Origin of the sequence: Streptomyces sp. HNM0574, assembly GCF_012726235.1 — a bacterium.
Classification (GTDB): domain Bacteria; phylum Actinomycetota; class Actinomycetes; order Streptomycetales; family Streptomycetaceae; genus Streptomyces.
In genome coordinates, this window is the sequence record NZ_JAASAH010000023.1 from 19,350 (window position 1) to 43,293 (window position 23,944).

At 70.5% G+C, this 23,944-nt stretch carries 13 protein-coding genes, 1 tRNA gene and 1 CRISPR repeat array; of the genes, 10 read left to right on the forward strand and 4 right to left on the reverse strand.

Annotated features, from left to right (window positions below; all coding sequences use genetic code 11):
• Positions 1 to 1,167: 1,167 nt before the first annotated feature.
• The 8 genes from HCC30_RS26880 to HCC30_RS26915 all read left to right on the forward strand — a co-directional run bounded on the left by HCC30_RS26880 (position 1,168) and on the right by HCC30_RS26915 (position 13,989).
• On the forward strand, positions 1,168 to 2,814 hold the full coding sequence (locus tag HCC30_RS26880; RefSeq protein WP_169445508.1) for a nucleic acid/nucleotide deaminase domain-containing protein: 1,647 nt from the start codon (positions 1,168 to 1,170) through the stop codon (positions 2,812 to 2,814).
• A gap of 79 nt (positions 2,815 to 2,893) precedes the next feature.
• On the forward strand, positions 2,894 to 3,505 hold the full coding sequence (locus tag HCC30_RS26885) for an SUKH-4 family immunity protein (RefSeq protein WP_346776830.1): 612 nt from the start codon (positions 2,894 to 2,896) through the stop codon (positions 3,503 to 3,505).
• An 89-nt stretch (positions 3,506 to 3,594) separates the two neighbouring features.
• Positions 3,595 to 4,347 carry a nucleic acid/nucleotide deaminase domain-containing protein gene (locus HCC30_RS26890; protein ID WP_169445509.1) on the forward strand — a complete coding sequence of 251 codons (753 nt, stop codon included), beginning with the start codon at positions 3,595 to 3,597 and terminating at the stop codon, positions 4,345 to 4,347.
• Between the two features lie 25 nt (positions 4,348 to 4,372).
• A complete protein-coding gene (locus HCC30_RS26895) occupies positions 4,373 to 6,112 on the forward strand; it encodes a hypothetical protein (RefSeq protein WP_169445510.1) in 1,740 nt (579 codons plus the stop codon).
• 343 nt (positions 6,113 to 6,455) lie between these two features.
• A CRISPR array of direct repeats spans positions 6,456 to 7,071; the repeat unit is 36 nt; unit sequence GTCACCGCGTCCTCAGGGGCGCGGCTCCGTTGCGGC.
• Positions 7,072 to 7,390: 319 nt separating this feature from the next.
• The gene (gene cas7u / locus HCC30_RS26900; RefSeq protein ID WP_169445511.1) at positions 7,391 to 8,575 is read left to right on the forward strand and encodes a type I-U CRISPR-associated RAMP protein Csb1/Cas7u; all 1,185 of its coding nucleotides are present in this window, start codon (positions 7,391 to 7,393) and stop codon (positions 8,573 to 8,575) included.
• Between the two features lies 1 nt (position 8,576).
• Complete coding sequence (gene csb2, locus HCC30_RS26905; RefSeq protein ID WP_169445512.1) at positions 8,577 to 10,010, forward strand: type I-U CRISPR-associated protein Csb2; 1,434 nt, start codon at positions 8,577 to 8,579, stop codon at positions 10,008 to 10,010.
• On the forward strand, positions 10,007 to 13,015 hold the full coding sequence (cas3u, locus tag HCC30_RS26910) for a type I-U CRISPR-associated helicase/endonuclease Cas3 (RefSeq protein ID WP_169445513.1): 3,009 nt from the start codon (positions 10,007 to 10,009) through the stop codon (positions 13,013 to 13,015). The genes csb2 and cas3u overlap by 4 nt, the downstream gene beginning before the upstream one ends.
• Entirely contained in the window at positions 13,012 to 13,989 is a 978-nt protein-coding gene (locus tag HCC30_RS26915; RefSeq protein ID WP_169445514.1) for a hypothetical protein, read from the forward strand. The genes cas3u and HCC30_RS26915 overlap by 4 nt, the downstream gene beginning before the upstream one ends.
• 1,145 nt (positions 13,990 to 15,134) lie before the next feature.
• On the opposite strand, the gene HCC30_RS26920 is transcribed toward HCC30_RS26915, so the two are convergent.
• Positions 15,135 to 15,216: transfer RNA gene (locus tag HCC30_RS26920), tRNA-Leu, on the reverse strand.
• A 987-nt stretch (positions 15,217 to 16,203) separates the two neighbouring features.
• Here HCC30_RS26920 and HCC30_RS26925 point away from each other — a divergent pair.
• Both HCC30_RS26925 and HCC30_RS26930 read left to right on the forward strand, forming a co-directional pair.
• Positions 16,204 to 16,998, forward strand: coding sequence for an ABC transporter ATP-binding protein (locus HCC30_RS26925; RefSeq protein ID WP_169445515.1), 795 nt, complete (start codon positions 16,204 to 16,206; stop codon positions 16,996 to 16,998).
• Positions 16,999 to 17,087: 89 nt separating this feature from the next.
• The gene (locus HCC30_RS26930; RefSeq protein WP_169445516.1) at positions 17,088 to 19,649 is read left to right on the forward strand and encodes an ABC transporter permease; all 2,562 of its coding nucleotides are present in this window, start codon (positions 17,088 to 17,090) and stop codon (positions 19,647 to 19,649) included.
• A gap of 82 nt (positions 19,650 to 19,731) precedes the next feature.
• Here the strand turns inward: HCC30_RS26930 and HCC30_RS26935 are convergent, their stop codons facing one another.
• From HCC30_RS26935 to HCC30_RS26945, 3 genes are all read right to left on the reverse strand, one after another.
• On the reverse strand, positions 19,732 to 21,096 hold the full coding sequence (locus HCC30_RS26935; RefSeq protein ID WP_169445517.1) for a cyclopropane-fatty-acyl-phospholipid synthase family protein: 1,365 nt from the start codon (positions 21,094 to 21,096) through the stop codon (positions 19,732 to 19,734).
• A gap of 559 nt (positions 21,097 to 21,655) precedes the next feature.
• Entirely contained in the window at positions 21,656 to 23,074 is a 1,419-nt protein-coding gene (locus HCC30_RS26940) for an NAD(P)/FAD-dependent oxidoreductase (RefSeq protein ID WP_169445518.1), read from the reverse strand.
• Positions 23,075 to 23,569: 495 nt separating this feature from the next.
• Positions 23,570 to 23,899: a deoxyxylulose-5-phosphate synthase gene (locus tag HCC30_RS26945; RefSeq protein WP_169445519.1), complete on the reverse strand. Its 330-nt coding sequence runs from the start codon at positions 23,897 to 23,899 to the stop codon at positions 23,570 to 23,572.
• Between the last annotated feature and the right edge of the window lie 45 nt (positions 23,900 to 23,944).

The following is a 23,944-nucleotide window of genomic DNA, read 5'->3' on the forward strand; positions in this document are numbered from 1 at the left end:
ACATGAGACCCCGGGTACCGCTCGCATGCAGGTCAGAGGCCATCTCGGCCGGTTTCACCGCCCCACTCCCGTGATCAACGAAGCCCTCTGCGCAGACCGCTCGCACAAGCCCGCAAAGCAACAGGTCAAACCCCTTAGAATCAGCAAGCCGTCACCGCGTCCTCAGGGGCGCGGCTCCGTTGCGGCAGTTCGTAGGTCGAGCTGCGGGGCCGGGTGCGCAGGACGTCACCGCGTCCTCAAGGGCGCGGCTCCGTTGCGGCAGCACGGACTTGGCCTGGTCGTCCCAGGCCGCGGCCCGTCACCGCGTCCTCAAGGGCGCGGCTCCGTTGCGGCTGGCTGGTCAGCCCGCCTTGCCGAGCGGGACCTGCGGGTCACCGCGTCCTCAAGGGCACGGCTCCGTTGCGGCGCCCCTGCGATCGCCCCGATCGCCCTGCACCGTCAAGCCGCGTCACCGCGCCTTCAGGGGCGCGGCTCCGTTGCGGCATGTGGGCGACCATGTGCGCCGCCGACTCGTAGCCCGCGTCACCGCGTCCTCAGGGGCGCGGCTCCGTTGCGGCGTACGCATCGCGGAGGAGCGCGGCATCACTGCCGGCGTCACTGCGTCCTCAGGGGCGCGGCTCCGTTGCGGCGTCGTCGGCGTGGAGGGCGCCCGCCGCCTCCTTGTCCGTCACCGCGTCCTCAGGGGCGCGGCTCCGTTGCGGCACGACGTGGGCGGGCGGCCCGGAGATGGCCGTCGCCCGGTCACCGCGTCCTCAAGGGCGCGGCTCCGTTGCGGCCGCTCGCTTCCCGGCCGCGCCGTCGCCGCGATCGCCGGTCACTGCGTCTTCCGGGGCGCGGCTCCGGTCTGTCGACGCGGGTGCAGGGCTGGGTCCGGTCACCGCGTCCTCCGGGGCGCGGCTCCGTTGCGGCTTGCTCTTCGGCCGGTCCTTGCGGTCGTTGTCCTTGGTCACCGCGTCCTCCGGGGTGCGGCTCCGTTGCGGCGATCTCGGTCACCGGATCGGGACCGCAGCAGCCGCGCGGCGCCCGCCCCTCTGTCACATCTCTGCCACGGCGTCAGCTCAGGGGCTCCCGTAGCGCCCAACTCCCCCTGCACAATCGGTCAGTTGAGCGACTGTTCGTTCAGGCAGTGGGGGTACGGGGGACATGGGTTACACGATTCCGGGGTGGATGGACGAGATCCTGGAGTTCATCGGGATCAACTTCCCCAACGTGGACGAGGACGACTACCGCGAAATGGCCGATGCCCTGCGGGAGTTCGCGGACGGCTTCGAGGGCAAGGGCGGGGACGCGCATGTCGCGGTGAACCGGATCCTGTCGGGCTCCGAGGGGTGGGCGAAGGACTCGCTCGAGGGGCACTGGCAGAAGGTCAAGTCCGGCCACCTGGACAAGATCCCCGAGGTCAGCCGCACCTTCGCCACCGCGCTGGACGGCACCGCCGAAATCATCTTCGCGATGAAGACGAAGGCCGAGATCGAACTCGGCGTCATGGCGGCCTCCGTGGGCATCGCCATCGGCGCCGCGTGGGTCACGGGCGGCCTGTCGGCGCTGATCGGCGCGGCGGAGATCCAGGCCATGCGTCAGCTGATGAAGCGCCTCATCGACGAGGCCGTCGACCGCATCGTCGACGAGGTGGTCTCCCAGCTCACCGAGCCCGTGGTGGGCAAGTTCAACGAGCTGGTCGAAGACGCGCTCCTGGACCTGGCGGACGACGCCCTGTCCCTGCCGCCCGGCACCTACGCACCCGGCGGAGGTGGCGGCAACAGCGGCGGGAACCACGGCGGGGGCCCGACCGGTACGCAGTTGAACTCGGCCGACGGCCCCGGTGCCATGCAGCTCAACTCCGCCGGAGGAGGCGGCGACGGCGGCGGGAAGATGAAGATCGACCCCGACGAGCACGACCAGGGCGCCACCAAACTCGCCGGCTTCGGCACGGACATGCAGAACGACGGGCTCAAGTCACTGAAACGCGCCCGTACGGCGCACGGCCGGGCCAAGGGCAAGGGGGAGGTGCTCACCCAGGCCGTCGACGAGGTGGCCGAGGGTGCCCTCGGTGCCGCCGAGAAGGTTGTCGCGAGGGCCGGAAAGCACATCGGGGACACCGTTCCGAAGAATCTCAAAGGGGCGGCCAAGAAGCATCGGGACAATGACCAGGCGATTGCCGATGACCTGAAAGGCATCGGCAACAAGAGCGTCTACCACGTCGGCGACCGAGGCGCCGTGACGCGGCTTTCGTCAACCGGTCACCAGCCCCTCACGGACGACGACCGCAGGAGACTGGCCCCGTTGGGCCTCCAGGGCGACAACGTGGGAAAGCGGAGCCGCAAGGATTACCCGCTGCCCGCCCAGGGGGACCGGACGCGGAAATCATCGGAGCAGGTCGAACTCGGTGAGTCCGACCTGGCGAAGGCAACGCGAGCAGCGCGAAACGTCAACGAAGACTACGGCACGGAGCACAAGGACGGCAGGTTCACCAGTCGCAACTACGCCGCCGTGCGACACGGGGAGTCGGGGTCGGAGGACGAGTTCATACTCGTCGGCCGCAGCAAGTTCCCAGGAGCCCACTCCGAGGACCAGGTGGGAATACCCTTCCTGAATTCCGGCTCCGAAGGGGGCCTGACGGAACTGTACACGGAACGCGAGCCATGCACGTCCGGGAAGGGCGCGATGGACTGCAGCGCCTGGATGGGAGAGCACCTCCCGGAGGATATGAAGGTTTCGCACTCGGTGGAGTACGGCAATACCGAGGAGTCCAAACAGAAGGGGAACCAGGAAATGCGGGACTACCTTACGGGACTCCGGTCCGGCGGAAAATAGAGATTGACACCGAAGTTCCGCGTCTGGTAATTTTCTTACCCGTTTCCTGAGTTGCCGTAAAGGTGGATGAATAGTGCGTGTGGACCGTTCAATGATGGAGTCGGCCTTCGAAGCGGAAGACCTGACCGTCTGGCCGGAGTCGAAACTTCCGGAAGACCTTCAGGGCGCGCCGAGGGAATTCCTCAAAGAGGTCGGACTGCCGGACGACCCGGCTTCGTACTTCGTCCTTGACGACGCACTTCTCCAAGATGAAGACAGCCCCGAGGGATTTTCTCGCTGCGCGAGCCTGGCGGGCTTCTCCGACTACCGGGGAATGCCGGACGGCTGGGAGAACTGGCTGGTCCTCGGCGAGATCAGCGTTGACGTGGTCGCCCTCGATCCGCGCTCGGGCGTGGTCTACGCACTCCCGGACGGTGAGTACCGGGCGGACCCGCTGAACAGCAGCGTCGAGTCTTTCGCCGGTTTCCTGTACGTACTGGAAGGCCGGCGCTCCGAGTGGGACCCGGAGGCCGCGGACGAACCCATCGACCCGCGGAGCGCGGTGACGGCCCTGCGAGAATCCCTCCAGCAGGTCGACGCCCTCCCCTTCGAAGGGCATGAGCCGGGCTGGTCGGAGTCGTTCGACTGGGATGGTGACGGCCCGCGCATGCCCACCTGGGACTTCCTCCTCTGGCAGATCCACGAAGGCTGATCAGGAGCCGTCACATGTCACTCTCAAGCCCCCGTACCCGTGAGTTCGGGCAGGTTGCCGCCGGGGACGACTTCAGTACGCCGCGAAGCGTGCACCAGCTGGCGGGGGTTGAGGTGCCGCTGGCGGTGAGCCCGTACTTCACGACCGCGGAGGAGGACCACGTGGTCCTCCGTGAGTACGCGGACAGCGTGGGGCGCCGGGTGGTCGAGCCGCACACCCGGGAGTGGGCGCGGATCGGGACGGACGGGGGCGCAGAGATCTGTGCCGACCACGAGGGGGCGGTACACGCGGTGTTCCTCGCGCTGGCCGAGCCCACTCGTTTCGTGAATGCGTCAACGGAAGCCTTCGCGAGGTCACTTGACGCCCTGGACCGCGCTCTCGGCCTCATATTCGGGGCCGACAGCCCTCAGGCGGCGTCCACGGCCTTCCGGGAACTGCAGGAACAGCTCCAGCAGTTCGACCCGCAGGCATGCGCCGAGCGGGAGAACTGGTGGCCGCTGGTGCTGGACGACATCCGGGACACCGCCGGCGCCGAGTGGTACTCCGCCTTCGAAGTCCTCGACGGCCAGGGGGAGAAGCACATCGTCACGCAGTCCGGGGGTATCGGCATCCACCCCGAGGAGAAGCTGTGGCAATCGCTTCAGGCCGCCGGTGTGGAGCCGGAGCAGGTGCTGCGCATCCACACCGATCTGGAGGCCTGTTTCATGCCGGGGCACTATTGCTCGTTGTGGCTCGGCGAAGTCTTCCCCGACGCGAAACTGAGCCACAGTTTCCCGTACGGAGAGTCGGCCGCGTCACGGGCCGAGGGGATCCGCCTGCTGCGGGAAGCCCCGACCGAGTAGGAACGTGACGGAGGGGAGGGGCGCGATGACCACCGCACCGCAGTTCACGGCGTGGCCGCAACTGGAGGGGGTCGAGCAGGGCAGGGAGCTGTTCGACTGGGCGGTTGCCCAGGAGGGCCCACGAACCTGCCTGGTGAAGGGGCCGGAGGGAAGCGGCAAGAGCAGGCTGCTGGCCTGGTTCCTCCTCGGCTGCTCCACGGCGGGCAGCCCGGCCACCACGGTGCATGCCACGGTGCCTGCCGAAGGGCTGACCACGGAGGTCTTCGCCTGGGAACTGGGCCGCCAGCTCGGTTACGGCCCCACGTCCCCGGACAGGCTGCTGAACCGGGTGGCCCTCGACCAGCGCGAGCTGTTCGTCCTGATACCCGATCTGCACCGCTCCGGACGCGGCCCCACCGACCTTCCCCAGTGCCAACCGGAAGCCCTCGCCGAGGACTTGATCCGGCACCTCCTGGCTCTGGAGCACGTCCGCGCGGTCGTCGAGGTCGGCGATTCCGGACTGCTCGCAGACCAGGAAGCGACGCCCCTCACCTGCACCGGCACACCCCGTCCTGCCAAGGAGCAGCCCACCACCTGGGACGACCTGATCTCCACGGTGCCCCGTACCCCCTCCGGCGCACCGGACTGGACCAGAGCTCCCGAGGAACTCCGCGACCAAGCCCTCGACGTGGCGCTCCGAGAGGCCGAGGGCCGGCCGACGCCACAGGTCCTGCACCTGCTGTCCGACCCCGGCTACCTCGTCTTCGGCCCGGCCCGCGCCCTCACCGCCGCGGTCGCCGACGACCGCATCCCCCTCCCCCAGGGCGGCCGCGCCCTCTGGCAGCGCGCCGCACCCCAGCTGACCGCCACCGGCCGAACGCCGACGGAACGCGCCGCCCTGCTGCACGCCACAGCCCTCGGCCTCAACGACCGCCTCGCCGAGTACCTCCGCCCCCTCGCCGAACAGAACTCTTGGTCAGCGTCATGGTCCCGTCCCGGCTTCCCTGTTGCGGCTCTCGCCGTCACGCCGGGCGGTGCACCCGAACTTGTGGCTGCCGACGCGCAGGGCCGCCTCGCCGGATACGGCCCCAGAGGCGAGGACGCCACAGCCCCACCTCCCGCTCCGCAGCACCTGCGCCCCCACCAACTCGCCCTGCGCGACCGTCAGTCACTGCTCGCCCTGGACGACACCGGAGCCCTCCACCCGCTGTGCGACCCGGAGGACACCGACACACACCACGTCCTGGCCCACATCGCCGCCCACCACGGCGCAGCAGCCCTGACCACCCCGGACACCGCAGCCACCGCCCTCGGCGGCACACCGGACGGCCGGTACGCGGTGGTCGGCGACAGCAACGGGCGCGTACACCTGTGGCCCCTGCACAGCTACCAGCCCGAACCGCACACCATGGACCTGCACCGCGGCAAGGTCCTCGCGACCGCCTGCCTCCCCCTGCCCGACCAAGACCTCACCTTCGTCTTCTCCGCCGGCCTGGACGGCACGATCCGGCTCTGGGAGACCTCGACGGACCCGATGCCGGGGCCCGTTGACCAGCGCCCCGCTCTGGTCAACGCTCTCGCCGCCACCGACAGCTCGGCCGGCCCTCTCCTGGCCGCAGCCTGGAACGACAGCGAACTCCACATCTGGCACCTCCCCTCCGGCAAGTCCCGCACCCTGTCCCTGACCGAGCCGGCCAACGCCCTGGCCTTCACCCACGACGGCCTGCTGGCCGTCGGCAGCCCGTACGGGGTGAGTGCGCTGCGGATCGATCTGGAGGGGTTCTGACGGCGGAGCGGCGTCGGCGCCGGGGGCTGTGCGCGCTTCCGCAATCTCGGCCCGCCCGGCGCGGAGGAGCACCTCTTCGAGAACGTCCAGCGGCGGCTCCGCCTGTAGCACTGCACACCTGCCCCTGAGACACGAAAGCCCGGCACAGCCGCGCATGAACGGCAGACACCGTTCATGCGAGAGGTCAAGTGGTACACGAGACCCCGGGCACCGCTCGCATGCAGGTCAGGGAGCATCTCGGCCAGCTTCACTGCCCCACTCCCATGATCAATGAAGCACCGGTCGCAGACCGCTCGCACAAGCCCGCAAAGCAGCAGGTCAAACCCCTTAGAATCAGCAAGCCGTCACCGCGTCCTCAGGGGCGCGGCTCCGTTGCGGCCAGTCCGCGCCGCCCTGGACGTCACCGTCGGTCTGCTCGGTCACCGCGTCCTCAGGGGCGCGGCTCCGTTGCGGCTCACTCACCAGGTCGCGTTCACGCGCGCTCGTGGTGGTCACCGCGTCCTCAGGGGCGCGGCTCCGTTGCGGCGCGCTGGAGTCGGTGCGGGATGCGCTGGACATCCATGGTCACCGCGTCCTCAGGGGCGCGGCTCCGTTGCGGGGAGGTGTCGCGTTCGTGCTGCCGCTCGGGCTCGGTCGCGTCACCACGTCCTCCGGGACGCGGCTCCGTTGCGGCCCGGCCTTGACCGCGCGGCGCTCGACCTTGCTCTGGTCACCACGTCCTCAGAGGCGCGGCTCCGTTGCGGCGGCATGAGCCTCGGCATGCTCACCGGATCTCTGGAAGTCACCGCGTCCTCCGGGGCGCGGCTCCGTTGCGGCCAGAGCACGCTGCCGGAGCCGGACTTCACGTCCCCGGTCACCGCGTCCTCGGGGGTGCGGCTCCGTTGCGGCCCGGCGGGTGACCGGGAGGCGGTGGTCTGCCCGGCGTCACCGCGCCCTCCGGGGCGCGACTCCTTCACGGCGCGAACCGCGTCTGCTGGCGCCTGGCCTCGCGGCTCGGTCGGTCCAGTCGTTTCCGACCGGACGAACGTTCGGGGCGCGATAGCGGCCCGGGAGTCCAGGAAGTCGATGGGGCGCGCGGGCGTGGGCGAGCGCCCCCTCTGATTCCGGCCCAGGAGAATTTGAGGCCGTGAGCACGTTTTTCCTGTTCACGGGCTTACTACTCACGGTTGACCCGATATATCTACGGTGGAAGAGGTGGCGAGATTCCGCCTCAGGCGGGCACGGGCTGTCAGTGCCCGGTGGCAGCCTTCCGATCACTTACCGATGGAGGTGTGATCGATGGCGAACGCCAGTCTGTCAGCGCGGCTTTGGGATGCCGTGGGGGAGGAACGTCAGCACACGGCGCTGGTGGTACAGGCGGTGTACCAAGGGGCCGGAGGCACGGGGGCCACGGTGATGCCGCCGACGTACCCGATCGGGGACAACGACCCTATCCACAAGAAGTACCTGCTGCATGATCGGCTGGTGCCGGGTGAGGGCCGGGTCCCTGTGGTGACGCTGGACCAGGAACAGGCACAGGCAAATCGCGTGGAAGAGGCGCTTCTGCGGGCTCGCGACAAGGGCCGGCTGCGGTACCCACTGTTCGAGATGCGGTCCGAAACCCCTTACGGGGAGGTTCGGTTGACGTCCTTGGACTTCCCGCACCGCTACGCGGATGCGTATCTGCGTGACAGCACCGTGGATGGCGTCCGGTTCGACAAGTCGGAGGTCGGGCAGCTCCTGCGGCAGACCTCTGCGGGGGATGTGCGGCCGCTGTTCACGCGCGATCCGGGGTCCTTGGTGTTCGGTGCGTGGGATTCGCACAGGAAGGGGCGCTGGCCGAAGTTCGCCCGTCTGTACGCGGCTTACATGCACGGAGTGGACCCTGTACTGGGTGTTCGGCGTGGTGGCCGGCTGGATCCGCAGAATCTGACCGGCCGTGTGGACGACAAGAAGAAGGCGGAGGGGGACTGGGGGCACCTGCCGCCGAGCAGCGAGGCGAAGAAGGCCCCGGGAGAGAAGTTGTCCGAGATCGGGCACGGGAACATCGCGCCCAATCCGGTGCCGGGCGGGGTGACGGTGCGGGAGGTGCGCCGGATGGCGTCCGTCTCGCTTGCGGGCCTGGAGCGGCTGGAGTTCGGGGACGTGTCGGAGGATGCGGCGACGGCTGCGCGGGCGACGCTGGCCGCGCTTGCGCTTGCCGGGGACCGGCTCGCCTTCGGTAAGCCGTCGGTGTGGCTGCGGTCGGGATGTGACCTGGCGAAGCAGTCCGAGACGGTGGGGTTGGAGCGGCCCGGCGGGGGTGTGGACGAGCTCGATGTCTCTGTCCAGCAGGCTCTGGACGCGTTCCATGAACTGCGGGACAAGGCTGACGGGTTCGGCGTCGTGATGGGTGAGGACACCATCGTGGTGGAGCCGATTTCCGGGTTGGCGAATGCGTTGTCGTACGCGGTCTCGCAGGCGGCGGACGACGGGGACGAGTGAGATGACGCTGAGTGTGGTCGTCCGCCTGCGTCATGGCAGGTACGACGCGGCGCGGTCTCATCGCTCGCAGGCGGAGTGGCCCCCGGCGCCGGCGCGGGTGTTCTGCGCGCTGGTCGCCTCGATGCGAGGCGAGGAGGACCGGGAGGCTCTGCGGTGGCTGGAGCGGCAGTCGCTGCCGCAGGTGTGGGATCCAGGGCCGGCGACGACGAGTTCTACGCGGTCGTTCGTGGTGACGAACCGGATCAAGGCGGAGGGCGGAAGTCAGTCGTGGCCAGGGCGGACGAACAACGAGCGGTACCGGGCGTCCGCGGTCCCGCCTGCCGAGCGGTTCGCGATCGTGTGGCCGGAGGCGGAGCCGGACGAGGGGGTGTTCAAGCGCCTGCACCGCTTGGCCCTCCGGGTTCCGTACGTGGGGCGTTCGACGAGCATGGCCGAGGTGAACGTGCAGCGGGAAGTCCCGGAGGAGCCGGGCCCCGCGGGGTGGCGGGTCTTCGAACCGACCGAACTGCACCGGCAGGGCGAGCCGTTGGCAGCCCCCTACCCGGGGTATTTGGCCGCTCTCGACGATGCCTACGACCGGGGAATGCGGGCACACGAGGTGGCCAGGACCGTCTCATACGTGGCCGAGGGATCTGAGGCGGCAGCCGCGGAGGAGGAGCCGGTAGAGGGGCCGTTCCGTGATCTTCTCGTGTGGGGACTGGAGCGTGGTCACGTACCGGTGCCGGGCCCCGAAGTGGCCCGCATTGCGGCTGCGTTGCGGAAGGCGGTGATGAGCCGAATCGACGGCCCCGCTGAGGAGATGCCGCCGCAGGTTCACGGGCATGGCGTGGACGGGCGGGCGCATGTCGCGTTCCTGGCGCTTCCCCATGTCGGCAGCAGGCACGCGGACGGTCATGTCCTGGGGGTGGCCATTGCCCTGCCCCGGGACCTTCCGCAGGACGACTGGATCCGTATCGGACGGGCTGTCCTGGTGGACCGGTTGAGCGAGCTGCGGGTCGCGCCGCGTCTTCCGGTGCTGCGGCTGGCCGGGGTGGACGCGGGGTCGCCCTGGGGATTGCAGGCTCGGCGTTGGACCGGTGAGGAGGGCGGTGTCCGGGAGTGGGTCACTGCCACTCCCGTGCTGACGGACGGACGGATGCGGCGCGGCCGCTCGTATGACGACTTGGTGCGCGCCTCCCTGCGCAAGGCCGGGTATCCGGAGCCGGCGGAGGTGGCCACGTCTCCGGCGCCGATGAGTGAAGGGGCGGTGCGGCGCCCGGCCAAGGGGTCTGTTCCGGAGCGTTACCGGGACCGGCCGTTGGTCCATGCCCGCGTCTCGTTCGAACGGCCTGTCGTCGGGCCGGTCCTTGCCGGTGCCATGCGGTATTCGGGAGGGCTGGGACTGTTCGTTCCCTGGCGTCCGCACAGGCAGAAGGAAGGAGCGGAGAAAGCATGACGGACGCTCTGTCCACCAAGGATTTCGGCGCCTTCTACCAGGAGGTGCACGGGTACGAGCCGTTCCCCTGGCAGCGGAAACTGATGGAGCGGGTGGTCGAGGAGGGCTGGCCCGGCGCGGTGGACGTGCCCACAGGGCTCGGTAAGACATCCCTCATCGACGTGTCGCTGTTCGCTGCCGCGCTGGGAGTTCCGGCCGCCCGGCGCCGCACCTTCCTCGTGGTGGACCGCCGCCTGGTCGTGGACGAGGCCTACGAGCACGCCGTCGCCATCAGCAAGGCCCTCTCCGACACGGCGAACGCAGGGCCGGTGACGAAACGCGTCGCGGAGCGGCTCCGGCAGCCGGGAGATGACGGGCCAGTCCTGGAGTGCACGCGCATGCGCGGCGGTGTGGACTGGTCGTGGAACTGGCTGGAGCGCCCCGACCGGCACGCGGTGGTCGTGGGCACGGTGGACCAGGTCGGCAGCCGGCTGTTCTTCCGCGGCTACGGCGTCGGCGAGCATCTGCGGCCCATCGACGCGGCGTTGGTCGGTACAGACAGCCTGATCGTCGTCGATGAGGCGCACCTGTCCGACCCGTTCCTCACCAGTGTCCGGGCCGCCTGCGAGCTGGAGTCGCGAACGCTGCCGGATGGTGCGTCGGCGGACGTGCGGGGCCGCACCCCGGCCCTGGTCGCCATGTCGGCGAGCCGCCAGGACGACGATGCCGTCGTGCACGGCATCGACGCCGAGGACGAAGCGCACCCCTTCGCACGGAAGCGCCTGTACGCAGGGAAGGAGCTGCGCCTGCTGGAGGTGAAGACGACCAAGAGCACGGCGCCCCAGAAGCTGGCCTCCGCGATGGCCTCCGCGGCGCGTCAGCTCTCCGACGAGCTGACGCGCGAGGACCGCGTCGTGCTGGTGGTGTGCAACACCGTCGCCCGCGCCCGAGCGGTCCACACCGAACTGAGCTGTGACGGCGAAGACTTGGACCGGGACGGCAGCAGCGCGATCCTCCTCATCGGGCGCAACCGGCCGCTCGCCCGCGAGTACCTCCTGGCCCGGTGGTACGGGAAGATCCGCGCCGGGGAACGGGAGCCGTTCACCGGCACCCTGTACGTCGTCGCCACGCAGACTGTGGAAGTCGGCGCGAACCTGGACAGCGACGCGCTGGTGACCGAATGCGCCTCCCTGTCGGCCCTGACCCAGCGCCTGGGCCGGCTCAACCGGCTCGGTGAACGGCCCGCCAGCCGCTGCCTGGTCATCCAGGGCACCCACACGCCTGAGGACGTGTACGGCACTGCCCGAGCGGCGACTTGGGGGTGGCTGAAGAGCCAACAGGCGCCGCTCCTCACCCGCCAGCCGCACAAGCCTCTGGACCTCTCCGGCCCCGGCCTGGACATCGCTCCCGCGCCCCTTCGGCTCCTTCTGCAAGAGCTGTCGCCCGAGGAGTGGTCGGAACTCAACGCCGACCCGGTGACCGTTCCGGTGCTGCGCCGCCAGGACCTGACCCGGTGGGCCCGCACCTCACCCACGCCCACACCCGGTCAGGAAGCAAACGTCGCACCGTTTCTGCACGGCATCGACCACTCCCGCCCGCAGGTCAACCTGGTGTGGCGCCACGACGTCGCCCTGGACGCACCGCAGGAAGCAGCAGCCCATCTCGCCGCGCTGCCACCTGCTGCCTCCGAATCCGTCGAAGTGCCCCTGGCCGCGGCCCGCCTCTGGCTCGCTTCCCTCCCCCACTCCGACGGCGACCTGGCAGGCGCCGAGGATGTCAGCGACCTCGAAGCCGCACCGGTCCCCGACGAACCGGAACCCAGAAGCACCAAGCCGGTCGCGTTCCGCGTCCACACCGGCAAAGAGCCCGAGCCCGTCACGGCCACGCAGATCCGCCCCGAGGACACGCTCGTCGTGCCCGCCACGTCAGGAGGCTGCGACGCCTTCGGCTGGCATCCCACTCACCGGCAGCCCGTCATCGACCTGGGCGACCTGACGGGAGGCAGCCTGCGCAGGCGGGCAACCGCTCGCGTCGGGCCTGCACTCGGCGCCGCGGTCGCCCACTGTGTCCCGGATGAGCATGAACTCGGCTGTCTGTGGGGGGTGTTCGCCAAAGAATGCGTGAAACGGCTCCACTCCGACGGCGGTCTCGCGCGAGACGATCTCAGCACCATGCTGGCGCCTCTGGGGGCGGCGCTCCCCGCAGCCGGCGGGAATGACGGGAGTCCGCTGCCGCACCTGCGTGTCCTGCGCTCGCTGATGGGATCCCCTCGGCTGCTCCCCTACGAGATCCCGGGAACCGAGCGGCCGTCCGCGGACTACCTCCTCACTGCCTCGCCACAAGCCGTGGGCGGCGACCTGGAATCCGGCGGCTCCACCGCCCTCGGTGTGACGATGAACCTGGCTCCTCATCAGGAGGCGGTTCAGCGCCGGGCCGACGAGTTCGCCCGCAATCTCGGCCTGCCCGAACAGCTGAGGAACAGCGTCCGGCTGGCGGCCCTTCTGCACGACGAGGGAAAGCGCGAACTGCGCTTCCAGACCATGCTCCACGGCGGCGACCACTGGGCACAGATGCTGTCTCCGGAGCCGAGAGCCAAGTCCGGCTTGGACCCCACCGACCACGCTGCCTTCGTCCGAGCGCAGCAACGCTCCGGCTACCCGCACGGCATGCGGCACGAAGCCCTCTCCGGCCTCGTCGCCCGGGCCCGCCTGGAGAAGCAGGACTACACCCACTTCGAACCGCTCGACCCGGAGTTGGTGATCCACCTGGTCACCAGCCACCACGGACGCAACCGCGCTCTCCTGCCACCGGTCACCGACCCCTCCCCCACCCACCTCGACGAACACGACCGCCGGCTCTCCAGCGCCGACACCGTCGATCTCGAAGCCCCGGTGCGATTCCAGCTCCTCAACCAGCGCTACGGGCACTGGGGCTTGGCCCGCCTCGAATCCCTCGTCCGCCTCGCCGACATCTGGGCCTCCGTACGCAACGAACAACACCCGGCACCCGAGGAGGCCGGCTCATGAGCCAGCACCAAGTCGAACTCCCCGCCCTGGACGGCCGTCACCAGCTCGGCTTCCTCGCCGCCCTCGGCCTCCTCCGCCTCCTCACCCCCGACGACCCCGCCGAAGCCTGGCCACGGCTGTCCTTCTCCCGCACCACGGGCTCAGCCATCCTCACCAGCCACTTCCCCGACCTGGAGAGCATCACCGAACAGCTCTCCAGCATCGCAACTTCGGTCTCCGAGGACGCGGTCCTGCCCGGAGTCCACCCCGACCTCCCTTTCCCCGCCGGAAGCACAGGCGGCGACCCCATGCGCCCCCTCCGTGGGGACTACCGCACACTCGACCAGCGAATCAGGAAGATCGACCCCGGCTTCGCCGATCGCTGGCTCCCCCACCTCGTCACGGATCAGGCAGAGGACCAGCGCGGCAGAGTCGCCCTCACGCCCTACATGGCGCCCAGCGGAAAACAGACGGTCCGCACCTTCTTCGAGAAACCCCTCGGCCTCGTCCGCCGCACCCCGGCCTACTTGCGCGAGGCCCTCGTCCAATGGCGCCGCATCCCGGGCGTCACCGGCGAATACCTCGACCACCAGGTCCTCAACAGCGCCGCCGACGACCCACACGGCGAAAGCAGCGAACGCGGCATCCCCGGCGCCACCTGGCTCGCCACCATGGCACTCCCGCTCCTCCACCTCTCCGGCGACGGCACCCGCGTCCAGGCAACCCTCTGGCACACCATCGCCAACCGCCCCGTGATGATCTGGCCCCTGTGGCACACCCCCCTCACCGTCCCCAGCGTCCAAGCCGTCCTCGACCACCCCGCCCTCCGCCCGCTCCCAACGACCGACCGAAACACCCCACCCACACTGGACCCCACCCTGTGGCAACCGCTGTCGATCTTCACCGCGGGCGCCGCCCGCCGTGTCACCATCCCAGGACGGAAATCGGCTGGCGTACTCACCTCTCTCAACGTCCGGGTGCACCAGGCCACATGAACGATCCAGCGCTGCGTTCCTCGGGGGAGGGGTCCAGTTGGGGCGGCCAACGAGTTGAGGGAGGAACTGGAAGTCGGCGGTCACGACCAGAGGCGCAGCCCCGCTGTGGCACTGCTGCGACCGACTCGCTGGCGAGATCGGCCTTTCACCGCGCCCCAGGGGCGCGGCTCCGTTGCGGCGTGACCCCGCACCGCATGGACTCGCCGGCCCTGTCCGTGTCACCGCGTCTTCAAGAGCGCGGCTCCGTTGCGGCCCGTGGCGTCGACCGTCGGCGTGACGAGGGCGCGGGGGTGTCACCGCGTCCTCAGGGGCACGGCCCCGTTGCGGCGAGCACATCGACTACGCATGCGGGCACGACGCGAGGGTCACCGCGTCCTCAGGGGCGCGGCTCCGTTGCGGCGGGCTGAGATGTACGCATTCCAGGCACCCCTGGAACTCGGTCACCGCATCCTCAGGCGTGCGGCTCCGTTGTGGGCACCGTCTTCTTCGCAGACTTTCCACACGACGAAGGCGACGGTCACCACGTCCTCAGGCGTGCGGCTTCGTTGTGGCGAGCAGGACGTTGTGCAGCTCGGTAGCCAGGTCGAGTATCACCGCGTCCGCCAGGGCGCGGCTCCATTGCCGCGTGTAGCGCTTGTGCGCGCCCTTGAGGTAATCAACCGGTCACCGCGTCCGCAGGTACGCGGCTCCGTTGTGGCAAGGTCATCGGCGACGTCCACCCCGGCACGCACTTCTGTCACCGCGTCCTCAGGGCCGCGGCTCCGTTGTGGCAGCACTACCAGCTCGATGCGGACCGGTTCGTCGACCAGTCACCGCGCCCTCGGGGGCGCGGATCCGTTGCGGCACCTCCGACCGGAAGTTGCACCGGGGCCTGGGCCGTTGTCACCGCTTCCTCCGGGGGCGCGGCTCCCTTGAGGCCCCTCGATGCCGCGAGGGGACCGTTGGGACGCCGTCGTCACCGCGCCCTCGGGGACGCGGCTCCGTTTCAGCGGCAACATCAGGTATCACCGGATTGCGACCACCCCTTGCACACCCTCCAATGCACAGCCTCGCTGAGGCGAGCAGATCACACCGTGCCGGAGCGCGTGTTCCCATGATGGAGCGTCAGAATCTTCAACAACCCTTGTGACCAGGGGATTTGAAGGTGCCCGGAGCCGGACTTGAACCGGCACGGCCCGTGGGCCAACGAGGTTTAAGCTCGTCGTGTCTGCATTCCACCATCCGGGCACCGGCTCCAGACCGCATCGGGTGCGTTCGGAGCGCGTGCAGCCCTCCCCAGGGCGCAGGTACGAGCCTATCCAGCGTCAGAGTCCGAACAGCCGCGCGGTGTACGGATGTTGTCTTATTTTATTGGCGACTGACGTGACGTCAGTGCCGCATGTGCCACCTCGGGGCCACGCCCGTGAGGCGGCCTGTGGCCTGCGGAATGACGGAAACTCGCTGTCCCCGGTGGGGGTGCCGCACCCCCCTCGACGCCTGTTCTCCGTGGTGACGAGCGGTAACGCGGGGCCCCGGAGAGGGGCCTGGACCGCACAGTACGAGCCGAAGCACACAGGGCGCAGCGGGGGCACCCACGGGGCGGCCACGTGAAAACCGTGCGCCCGGTATATGCACCAAGATCACCTTCGGGAAGAAGACGACTTCCGGAGTTCGGCCGGAAGACCCGGCACCGGCGAACGCGACTTCCGGAGTTCGGGGCCCCCGTACGCGAAGCCGCGAGCGCCCCGGCTCGGCGCGCGAGCGTCCGACCGGGGCTCAGGGTCGCTCTCCTACCCAGGGATGACGGGGGCGGGTCCGGCTACCTCCGAAGGCTGCCCCGGAAACGGGAGCGGGGGCTGATCCGGCGGGGCCGCTCGGCCGCGACGATGAAGTAGACGGAAAAGTTCCCTCACCCGTGAGCCACCGGCGTGCGCACGCCACGGCAGGCGGCGGAGGGAGCCGCGGCCCCGGCACACCCGTGCCGGTGCGGGCGCCCACCGCTCCCGCACCAGGCCCGTCACCCGTCCCGGCCGACGCGGCGCACCCGCACCGCACCCGGGACCGGCGGCACGGACCGGCGGCACCCGCCGGACGAGCGGCACGTGACGGAGACGAGCAACGCGGCTCGTCCCGCACCACCGGAGCCCGAGGGCACCGAGCCCGCCGGAGCCGCACCGCCCGACCGCACACGGCACGACCCGCAGACACCACACGGAACAGACAGGAGCACCACCCGTGACCACGACCACCCACGCCGGCGCCAGCACGGCCGACGCGCAGGCCGCCTCCGGCACCGCAGCCGCCTGTGCCACGGACCTGACGAAGGTCTACGGACAGGGGGAGACCAAGGTGGTCGCCCTGGACCGGGTCTCCGTCGAATTCCGGAAGGCGGAGTTCACCGCGATCATGGGGCCCTCCGGGTCCGGCAAGTCGACCCTGATGCACTGCATGGCGGGCCTCGACTCGATCTCCGGCGGCAGCGCCCGCATCGGCGACACCGAGCTGACCGGCCTGAAGGACAAGAAGCTCACGCAGCTGCGCCGGGACCGGATCGGGTTCATCTTCCAGGCGTTCAACCTGCTGCCGACGCTCAACGCCATCGAGAACATCACGCTCCCCATGGACATCGCGGGCCGCAAGCCCGACCAGGAGTGGCTGGACCGCGTGCTGCGCACCGTCGGCCTGGCGGACCGGCTGAAGCACCGGCCGAACCAGCTGTCCGGCGGCCAGCAGCAGCGCGTCGCCGTGGCCCGGGCGCTCGCGGGACAGCCGGAGATCATCTTCGGTGACGAGCCGACCGGCAACCTGGACTCGCAGTCCGGTGCCGAGGTGCTCGGCTTCCTGCGCAACTCCGTCCGCGAACTGGGCCAGACCGTCGTCATGGTGACGCACGACCCGGTGGCCGCCTCGTACGCCGACCGCGTCGTCTTCCTGGCGGACGGGCGGATCGTGGACGACCTGCGGGACCCGAGCGCCGACTCCGTCCTGGAGCGGATGAAGGGCTTCGAGGCGGGACGCCGTACGAGCTGAGCCGGGCGGCCACCGCGCCGCGTCACGGCCGGCCCCGCCCGGCACCCTCCCCCTGCTTTTTCTCCAGCCCCCTCTAGGGACGATCACCCATGCTCCGTACCGCCTTGCGCAACGTGCTCGCGCACAAGGCCCGGCTGCTGATGACCGTGCTCGCCGTCATGCTCGGCGTGGCCTTCGTGTCCGGCACCCTGGTCTTCACCTCCACCATCTCCCAGGCTTTCCAGAAGAGTTCGGAAAAGGGCTACAGCAACGTCGACGTAGCCGTCCGCCCCGGCCCGGGCGCCGGCCAGCCCGCGGGCCCCGGTGCGCCCGGCGCCGCCGACGAGGGCCCGAAGCTCGACCAGCGCACCCTCGACGCCGTCCGTGACCTGCCCGGCGCGGGCGAGGTCACCGGCTCCGTCACCGGGTTCACCGCGCTCGCCGACAAGAAGGGCAAGCCCGTCGGCGAGGGCTTCACCTCCTCCGGCGCGAACTACTACGCGGACGGCGCCGACGGCCGCGACGACCGCTACCCGATGCGGGACGGCCGCGCCCCGCAGCGCTCCGGCGAGATCGCGATCGACGCGAAGACCGCCGAGCGCACCGGCTACAAGGTCGGCGACGAGGCCCGCCTGTCGGTGGACGGCCCGGTCCGCACCGAGAAGGTCACCGGCGTCTTCACCACCGAGAGCGGCAGCGTCGCCGCGGGCGGCACGCTGGTGCTGTTCGACACCGCCACCGCGCAGCAACTGCTCGGTCAGCCGGGCCAGTTCGCCGAGATCACCGTCGCCGCCGCCGAGGGGACGTCCCAGGCGCAGCTGAAGTCCGCGGTCGAGAAGGCCGTTCCGGACGGCACCGAGGTCGTCACCGGCGAAAAGCTGGCCGAGGACGAGTCGGAGATGATCGAGCAGTCGATGAGCGGCATGCAGACCGGCCTGCTGGTCTTCGCCGGGATCGCGCTGTTCGTCGGCGTCTTCATCATCGCCAACACCTTCACCATGCTCGTGGCGCAGCGTACGAAGGAGCTCGCGCTGATGCGGGCGGTCGGCGCGAGCCGCCGTCAGGTGACGCGGTCGGTGCTGATCGAGGCCTTCGTGGTCGGCACGGTCGCGGCCGTCGCCGGTCTCCTGGCGGGCATCGGCATCGGTGCCGGACTGCGTGCCCTGATGGGCAACTTCGGCGCGACGATGCCGGACGGGCCGCTCGTGGTCACCCCGACCGCCGTGGTCGCCTCGCTGGTGACGGGCGTGCTGATCACCGTCCTCGCGGCCTGGCTGCCCGCGCGGCGCGCGGCGAAGATCCCGCCGGTGGCGGCGATGAGCAGCGTGCACGCGGTCGCCACGACGCGCTCCCTGCTGGTGCGCAACACCCTCGGCGCGCTGCTGACCGGCGCCGGCGCGGCGCTCGTCGTCACCGCGTCCGGGATGTCGGACGCGGACTCCGGCAAGGGCCCGATGGGGCTGGGCGCCGGGCTGATGCTGATCGGCGTGTTCGTGCTGACGCCGCTGCTGTCCCGGCCGCTGATCGCCGCCGCCTCGCCGCTGCTGCGGATCTTCGGGGTCTCGGGCAAGCTCGCGCGGCAGAACGCGGTGCGCAACCCGCGCCGTACCGCCGCCACCGCCTCGGCGCTGATGATCGGTCTGACGCTCATCACCGGCATGACCGTGATCGCCGGGAGCGTGCAGAAGGGCATCGACCGGATGGCGACGGAGTCGCTCGCCGCCGACTACACCGTCTCCATGGCCAACTTCATGCCGCTCTCCCCCGAGGTCGGGCAGAAGCTGGCGAAGGACCCGCAGGTCACGGCCAGCAGCCCGATGCGGAACTCGGCCGCGCAGGTCGACGGCGGCACCGAGTACCTCACCGGCGTCAACGGCTCCGCCTTCGCGCAGCTGACGAACCTCGACTTCACCTCGGGCGACGACAGCGCCCTCGGCGGCGGCAAGGTCGTCGTCGACAAGGACACCGCGAAGGAGCACGGCTGGAAGCAGGGCTCCTCCTTCCCCGTCACCTACGAGGACGGCGCGAAGGGCGAGCTGACCGTCTCCGGCGTCTACGAGGGCAACGAGATGGTGACCGGCATCATCGTCGACACCAAGACCCTCACCCCGCACATCGAGCACGTCGCGGACATGAAGGTCATGGTGAAGACGGCGGACGGCGCGACGGACGCGGTGAAGTCCTCGCTGGAGAAGACGCTGGGCAACAACCCGGCGGTGCTCGTCCAGGACAAGAAGGACGTCTCCGAGGGCATCGCGCAGATCTTCACGCTGATGCTGAACATGCTCTACGGGCTGCTCGCGATGGCCGTCGTGGTCGCCGTGCTCGGCGTGATCAACACGCTGGCCATGTCCGTCTTCGAGCGCTCGCAGGAGATCGGCATGCTGCGGGCGATCGGTCTGGACCGGCGCGGCGTGAAGCGGATGGTCCGCATGGAGTCGCTGGTCATCTCGCTGTTCGGCGGCGTGATGGGTATCGGGCTCGGGGTCTTCTTCGGCTGGGCCGCCGGTGAGCTGCTGGCGTCCTCGCTGCCGACGTACCAACTGGTGCTGCCCTGGGGCCGGATCGGCGTGTTCCTGGCGATGGCCGCCCTGGTCGGCATCCTGGCCGCGCTGTGGCCGGCCCGCCGCGCGGCCCGGCTGAACATGCTGGCGTCCATCAAGAGCGAGTGAAGGACCCGCTCCCGACGTGACGGTTCCCCGCGCCCCCTTCCCGGGGCGCGGGGAACCGTGCGTTCGGGGCGCGGCGTACGGGCTACTCCGCGCGCCACTCCCGCGTCCGCAGCGGCAGGCCGGAGGCGCCGCTGTCCGGGGTGCGGACGGCGAGGATCTGGTTGACGCCGATCCGGTTGCGTTCGAAGGCGAGCGCGGAGGCGGCCATGTACAGCCGCCACACGCGCGCGCGTCCCGGCGTGGTGAGCAGGCAGGCGCGGCGGAACCCGTCCTCCAGGTTGGCGACCCAGGCGCGCAGCGTGAGCGCGTAGTGCTCGCGGATGCTCTCCAGGTCCCGCACCTCGAATCCGGCGTCCTCCAGCAGCCCGGCCGTGGTCCCGACGGGCGCGAGCTCCCCGTCGGGGAAGACGTACGCGTCGATGAACTCGTCGACCTCGTACGTCTCCTCGTCCCGCAGCGGGCGGCGGGCGATCTGGTGGTTGAGCAGCCGGCCGCCGGGCTTGAGCAGCGCGTACAGGTCGTCCGCGTACTCCCGGTACCGGACCTTGCCGACGTGCTCGGCCATGCCGACGGAGGAGATCGCGTCGTAGGGGCCGTCGGGGATCTCGCGGTAGTCCTGCACCCGGATCTCGACGCGGTCGGTGAGCCCCGCGTCGGCGACGCGCTTGCGCGCGTACGCGGCCTGTTCCTGGGAGAGCGTCACGCCGACGACCTGGACGCCGTACTCGCCGGCCGCGTGCAGCGCGAGGGAGCCCCAGCCGCAGCCGACGTCCAGCAGCCGCTGGCCCTCGCGCAGCGCGAGCTTGCGGCAGATCACGTCGACCTTGTCGCGCTGGGCCTCCTCCAGCGTCCCGCCGTCGCTCCAGTAGCCGCAGGAGTAGACCATGCTCGGGCCGAGGACGAGTTCGTAGAAGTCGTTGCCGACGTCGTAGTGGTGGCTGATCGCCTCGCGGTCGCGGCCGAGGGTGTGCCGCAGGCCCTTGCGGCGCCGGTTCTCCTCGCGGGGCGGCGGCGGGGGCGGCAACGGGCCCGCGAGCGCGAGGAGTTCGCGTACGGCGGACCGGACGGCCGGGTCGCGGGCGAGCGCGAGGGCGCCGCGCCGGGGCCCGCCGTCCTCGCCGCGCTCCCAGATCAGGCCGGCCATCAGGTCCAGCGCGGTGTACAGGTCGCCGTCGACGTCGATCTCACCGGCGACCCAGGCGCGGGCCAGGCCCAGCTCGCCCGGACACCACAGCACCCGGCGCAGGGCACGCCGGCTGCGGAGCACGAGGACGGGGGCGGGGACGGGGGCGGGGACGGGGGCGGGATCGGAGGGGCTCGGGGGCCCGGTGCGGGCCACGGTGGCGGGGCCCGCTTCGGAGCCGTCCCATGCGCGGACGCGCACCGGGAGCGGGGTGCCGAGGATCCGTTCAGCGAGCGCGGCGATCCGCGACGCTGTGTCAGTCATGAAACACACCTCCGTGGAATGAAGGGGTGGATTCCCCATACAGCTAACAAGATCGTGCTGCGGTGTATGCCGGTCCCGGGCGGGTATTCGGTGATTTTCTTCCCCGGGGCCGCGGTCGGGCACGCCCACCGCGCCGCTCGCGCCTCCCGGTGCATGTCTCTCCCGCGCGCGGGCCCTGTGCGCCCGCGTGCGGGCACAAAAAAGCCGAAGGGGGTATCCGCCCCACGGATGGCGGATACCCCCTTCGACGGGGTGCTGTGCTGTGTTTCGCTGCCCGGCCGGACCGGAACTCCCTGCCCGCGCGGGACAGTTGGGCCCGGGTGCGCCCGCGTACCGGCGCCGGAGGCCCGGCGCATACGCGCGGACCGGGCGCGGCCGGTGCGGCGTACCGGACTCCCGGCCCTCGGCGGCCTCCTGACCGCAGGTCAGGAGACGCGTGGCCCGGTGCGAGTCCGGTCCGCGTGCGGCGGACCGGCCTCACCTGCCTCGCGGGGCCGCGGGCTCACCCTCAGAGCCCGCGGCGGCCGCCGGGGTCACGGCAGCGGCAACGTGCCTGGCGTCAGGACGCCTTGGCGCCGGCTTCGGCCTTGGCCTTGCCCTCGGAGCCCTCGGACTCCTTGGCCGCCTTCGCCTTGGCCTGCGCCGCGGCGGTCACCGGTGCGGCGGCCTCGTAGAACTCGCCGCGCGGGCGCTCCATCGCGCCGAGGGAGACGACCTCGCGCTTGAGGAACATGCCGAGCGTCCAGTCGGCGAAGACCCGGATCTTCCGGTTCCACGTCGGGACGGCCATGCCGTGGTACGCGCGGTGCATGTACCAGGCCAGACGGCCCTTCAGCTTGATCTTGGTCTTGCCGAGGACGATCATCGCGACGCCCTTGTGCAGACCCAGACCGGCGACCGCGCCCTTGTTGGCGTGCTTGTAGTCGCTCTGCGGGAAGCCGCGCATCCCGGAGATGACGTTGTCGCCGAGGACCTTCGCCTGACGCAGCGCGTGCTGCGCGTTGGGCGGGCAGAACGCCGGGTCCTTGTCGGAGGCCAGGTCCGGCACCTGCGCGTTGTCACCGGCGGCCCAGGCGTACCCGACGCCCTTGACCTGCATGGTGGCGTCCACGTCGACGTGGCCCTTCGGGCCGAGCGGCAGACCGAACTCGGACAGGACCGGGTTCGGCTTCACACCGGCGGTCCAGACGATCGTGTTGGAGTCGGCCTCGAAGCCGTTCTTCAGCACGACGTGACCGTCGACGCAGGAGTCCATCGAGGTGTTGAGGTAGACCTCGATGCCGCGCTGCTTCAGGTGCTCCAGGCCGTACGCGCCGAGCTTCGGGCCGACCTCGGGCAGGATGCCGGGCGCCGCGTCGACGAGCACGAAGCGCATGTCCTCGCGCCGGACGTTCGGGTAGTACTTGGCGGCGTCGCGGGCCATGTCCTCGACCTCGCCGATGGTCTCCGCGCCCGCGAAGCCACCGCCGACGAAGACGAAGGTCAGCGCGCGGCGGCGCACCTCCTCGTCGGTGGTCGAGTCGGCCTTGTCCAGCTGCTCCAGGACGTGGTTGCGCAGGCCGATGGCCTCCTCCACGCCCTTCATGCCGATGCCGTTCTCGGCGAGGCCGGGAATCGGGAAGGTGCGGGAGACCGCGCCCATCGCCACCACGAGGTAGTCGAAGGGCAGTTCGTACGGCTCGCCGACGAGCGGCGCGACCGACGCGACCTTGCGGTCCTGGTCGATGGTCGTCACACGGCCGGTGAGGACCTCCGCCTTCGGCAGCACGCGCCGCAACGGGACGACGACGTGGCGCGGGGAGATGCTGCCGGCCGCGGTTTCGGGCAGGAAGGGCTGGTACGTCATGTACGAGCGCGGGTCGACGACGGTGACGGTCGCCTCGCCGTACCGCATCTTCTTGAGGATGCGCCGTGCTGCGTACAGGCCGACGTACCCGCCACCTACAACGAGGATTCGGGGACGCTCCGTGGTGCTCATGGATTCGAGTATCCACCTCCTGCGGAGGGGACCCTCGTGAGGGCCTTCACAAGGTTCGGTGCCCCCTCTGCTACACTCCGCCGCCCTCGTGATCGAGACCACAGCGTTTCCGGGGAACCGTACGGATCCACTGGCCGTTCAGAGCCCGCGTGAACTGCGCTTATCGCCGCCCGGGAGCCCGGCGGACGGGGCGGTGGCACGGTTTCCCGCGGCGCCGCCCGAGGAGCCTTGGCCTTGGATTGGGCCCGCCGGATCGGCCGCTATCCTGTCTTTGGCGTCACTTTTTGGGCCGCGCGGGGCACTTTCTCATGTGAAGAAATTCACGAAGCCCGTTCGCCGAGACCCGCCTCCCGACCCGTGAGCGGCCGCTCATGTCTACCAAGGGAGACACGGGGCGCTCAAGTGAGTCCCGCTGCCGGGACCGCGCGGAACGCCAACTCCCGCCCTCGGCACGGCGGTCCGGACCCACGCACCCCCGGCGCGGCGATCCCGCCCCTACGGCAGCTCCCGGCGCACCAGCGCCCGCTCCGGCGGCTCCCCCGTACGCCGTGCCCAGGCCATGCGCTCCCGCACCTCGCCCCAGGTGCGCGGCCGGTATCCCGGTCCGCCGCAGCAGCTCTTGTGGAAGCCCGCCCCTGCGTTCAGCAGCACCGTCAGCACCCGCCAGCCCTCCGCGTCCCGCCGCTTCGGCGCCGCGAAGGCGGACCCGGCATGGAACATCGGCGCGGCGCAGCGCGGACAGCGCCGCTCGCGCCCGGGGCCGTACTCCAGCTTGTACGCCCCCCGGCAGGGCAGGCAGACGTACGAGGTCCTCGCGCGTGACATCCCGCCACCCTACGGACGACCGGGTCCGGTGGCGACCGGATTCCC

Excerpts from the sequence above, each read along its gene's own strand:
- HCC30_RS26880 (WP_169445508.1), top strand. The coding sequence starts at position 1,168 with ATGGACGAGATCCTGGAGTTCATCGGGATCAACTTCCCCAACGTGGAC.
- HCC30_RS26945 (WP_169445519.1), bottom strand. The coding sequence starts at position 23,899 with ATGTCACGCGCGAGGACCTCGTACGTCTGCCTGCCCTGCCGGGGGGCG.
- csb2 (WP_169445512.1), top strand. The coding sequence starts at position 8,577 with ATGACGCTGAGTGTGGTCGTCCGCCTGCGTCATGGCAGGTACGACGCG.
- HCC30_RS26940 (WP_169445518.1), bottom strand. The coding sequence starts at position 23,074 with ATGAGCACCACGGAGCGTCCCCGAATCCTCGTTGTAGGTGGCGGGTAC.
- HCC30_RS26935 (WP_169445517.1), bottom strand. The coding sequence starts at position 21,096 with ATGACTGACACAGCGTCGCGGATCGCCGCGCTCGCTGAACGGATCCTC.
- cas3u (WP_169445513.1), top strand. The coding sequence starts at position 10,007 with ATGACGGACGCTCTGTCCACCAAGGATTTCGGCGCCTTCTACCAGGAG.
- HCC30_RS26930 (WP_169445516.1), top strand. The coding sequence starts at position 17,088 with ATGCTCCGTACCGCCTTGCGCAACGTGCTCGCGCACAAGGCCCGGCTG.
- HCC30_RS26895 (WP_169445510.1), top strand. The coding sequence starts at position 4,373 with ATGACCACCGCACCGCAGTTCACGGCGTGGCCGCAACTGGAGGGGGTC.
- cas7u (WP_169445511.1), top strand. The coding sequence starts at position 7,391 with ATGGCGAACGCCAGTCTGTCAGCGCGGCTTTGGGATGCCGTGGGGGAG.
- HCC30_RS26915 (WP_169445514.1), top strand. The coding sequence starts at position 13,012 with ATGAGCCAGCACCAAGTCGAACTCCCCGCCCTGGACGGCCGTCACCAG.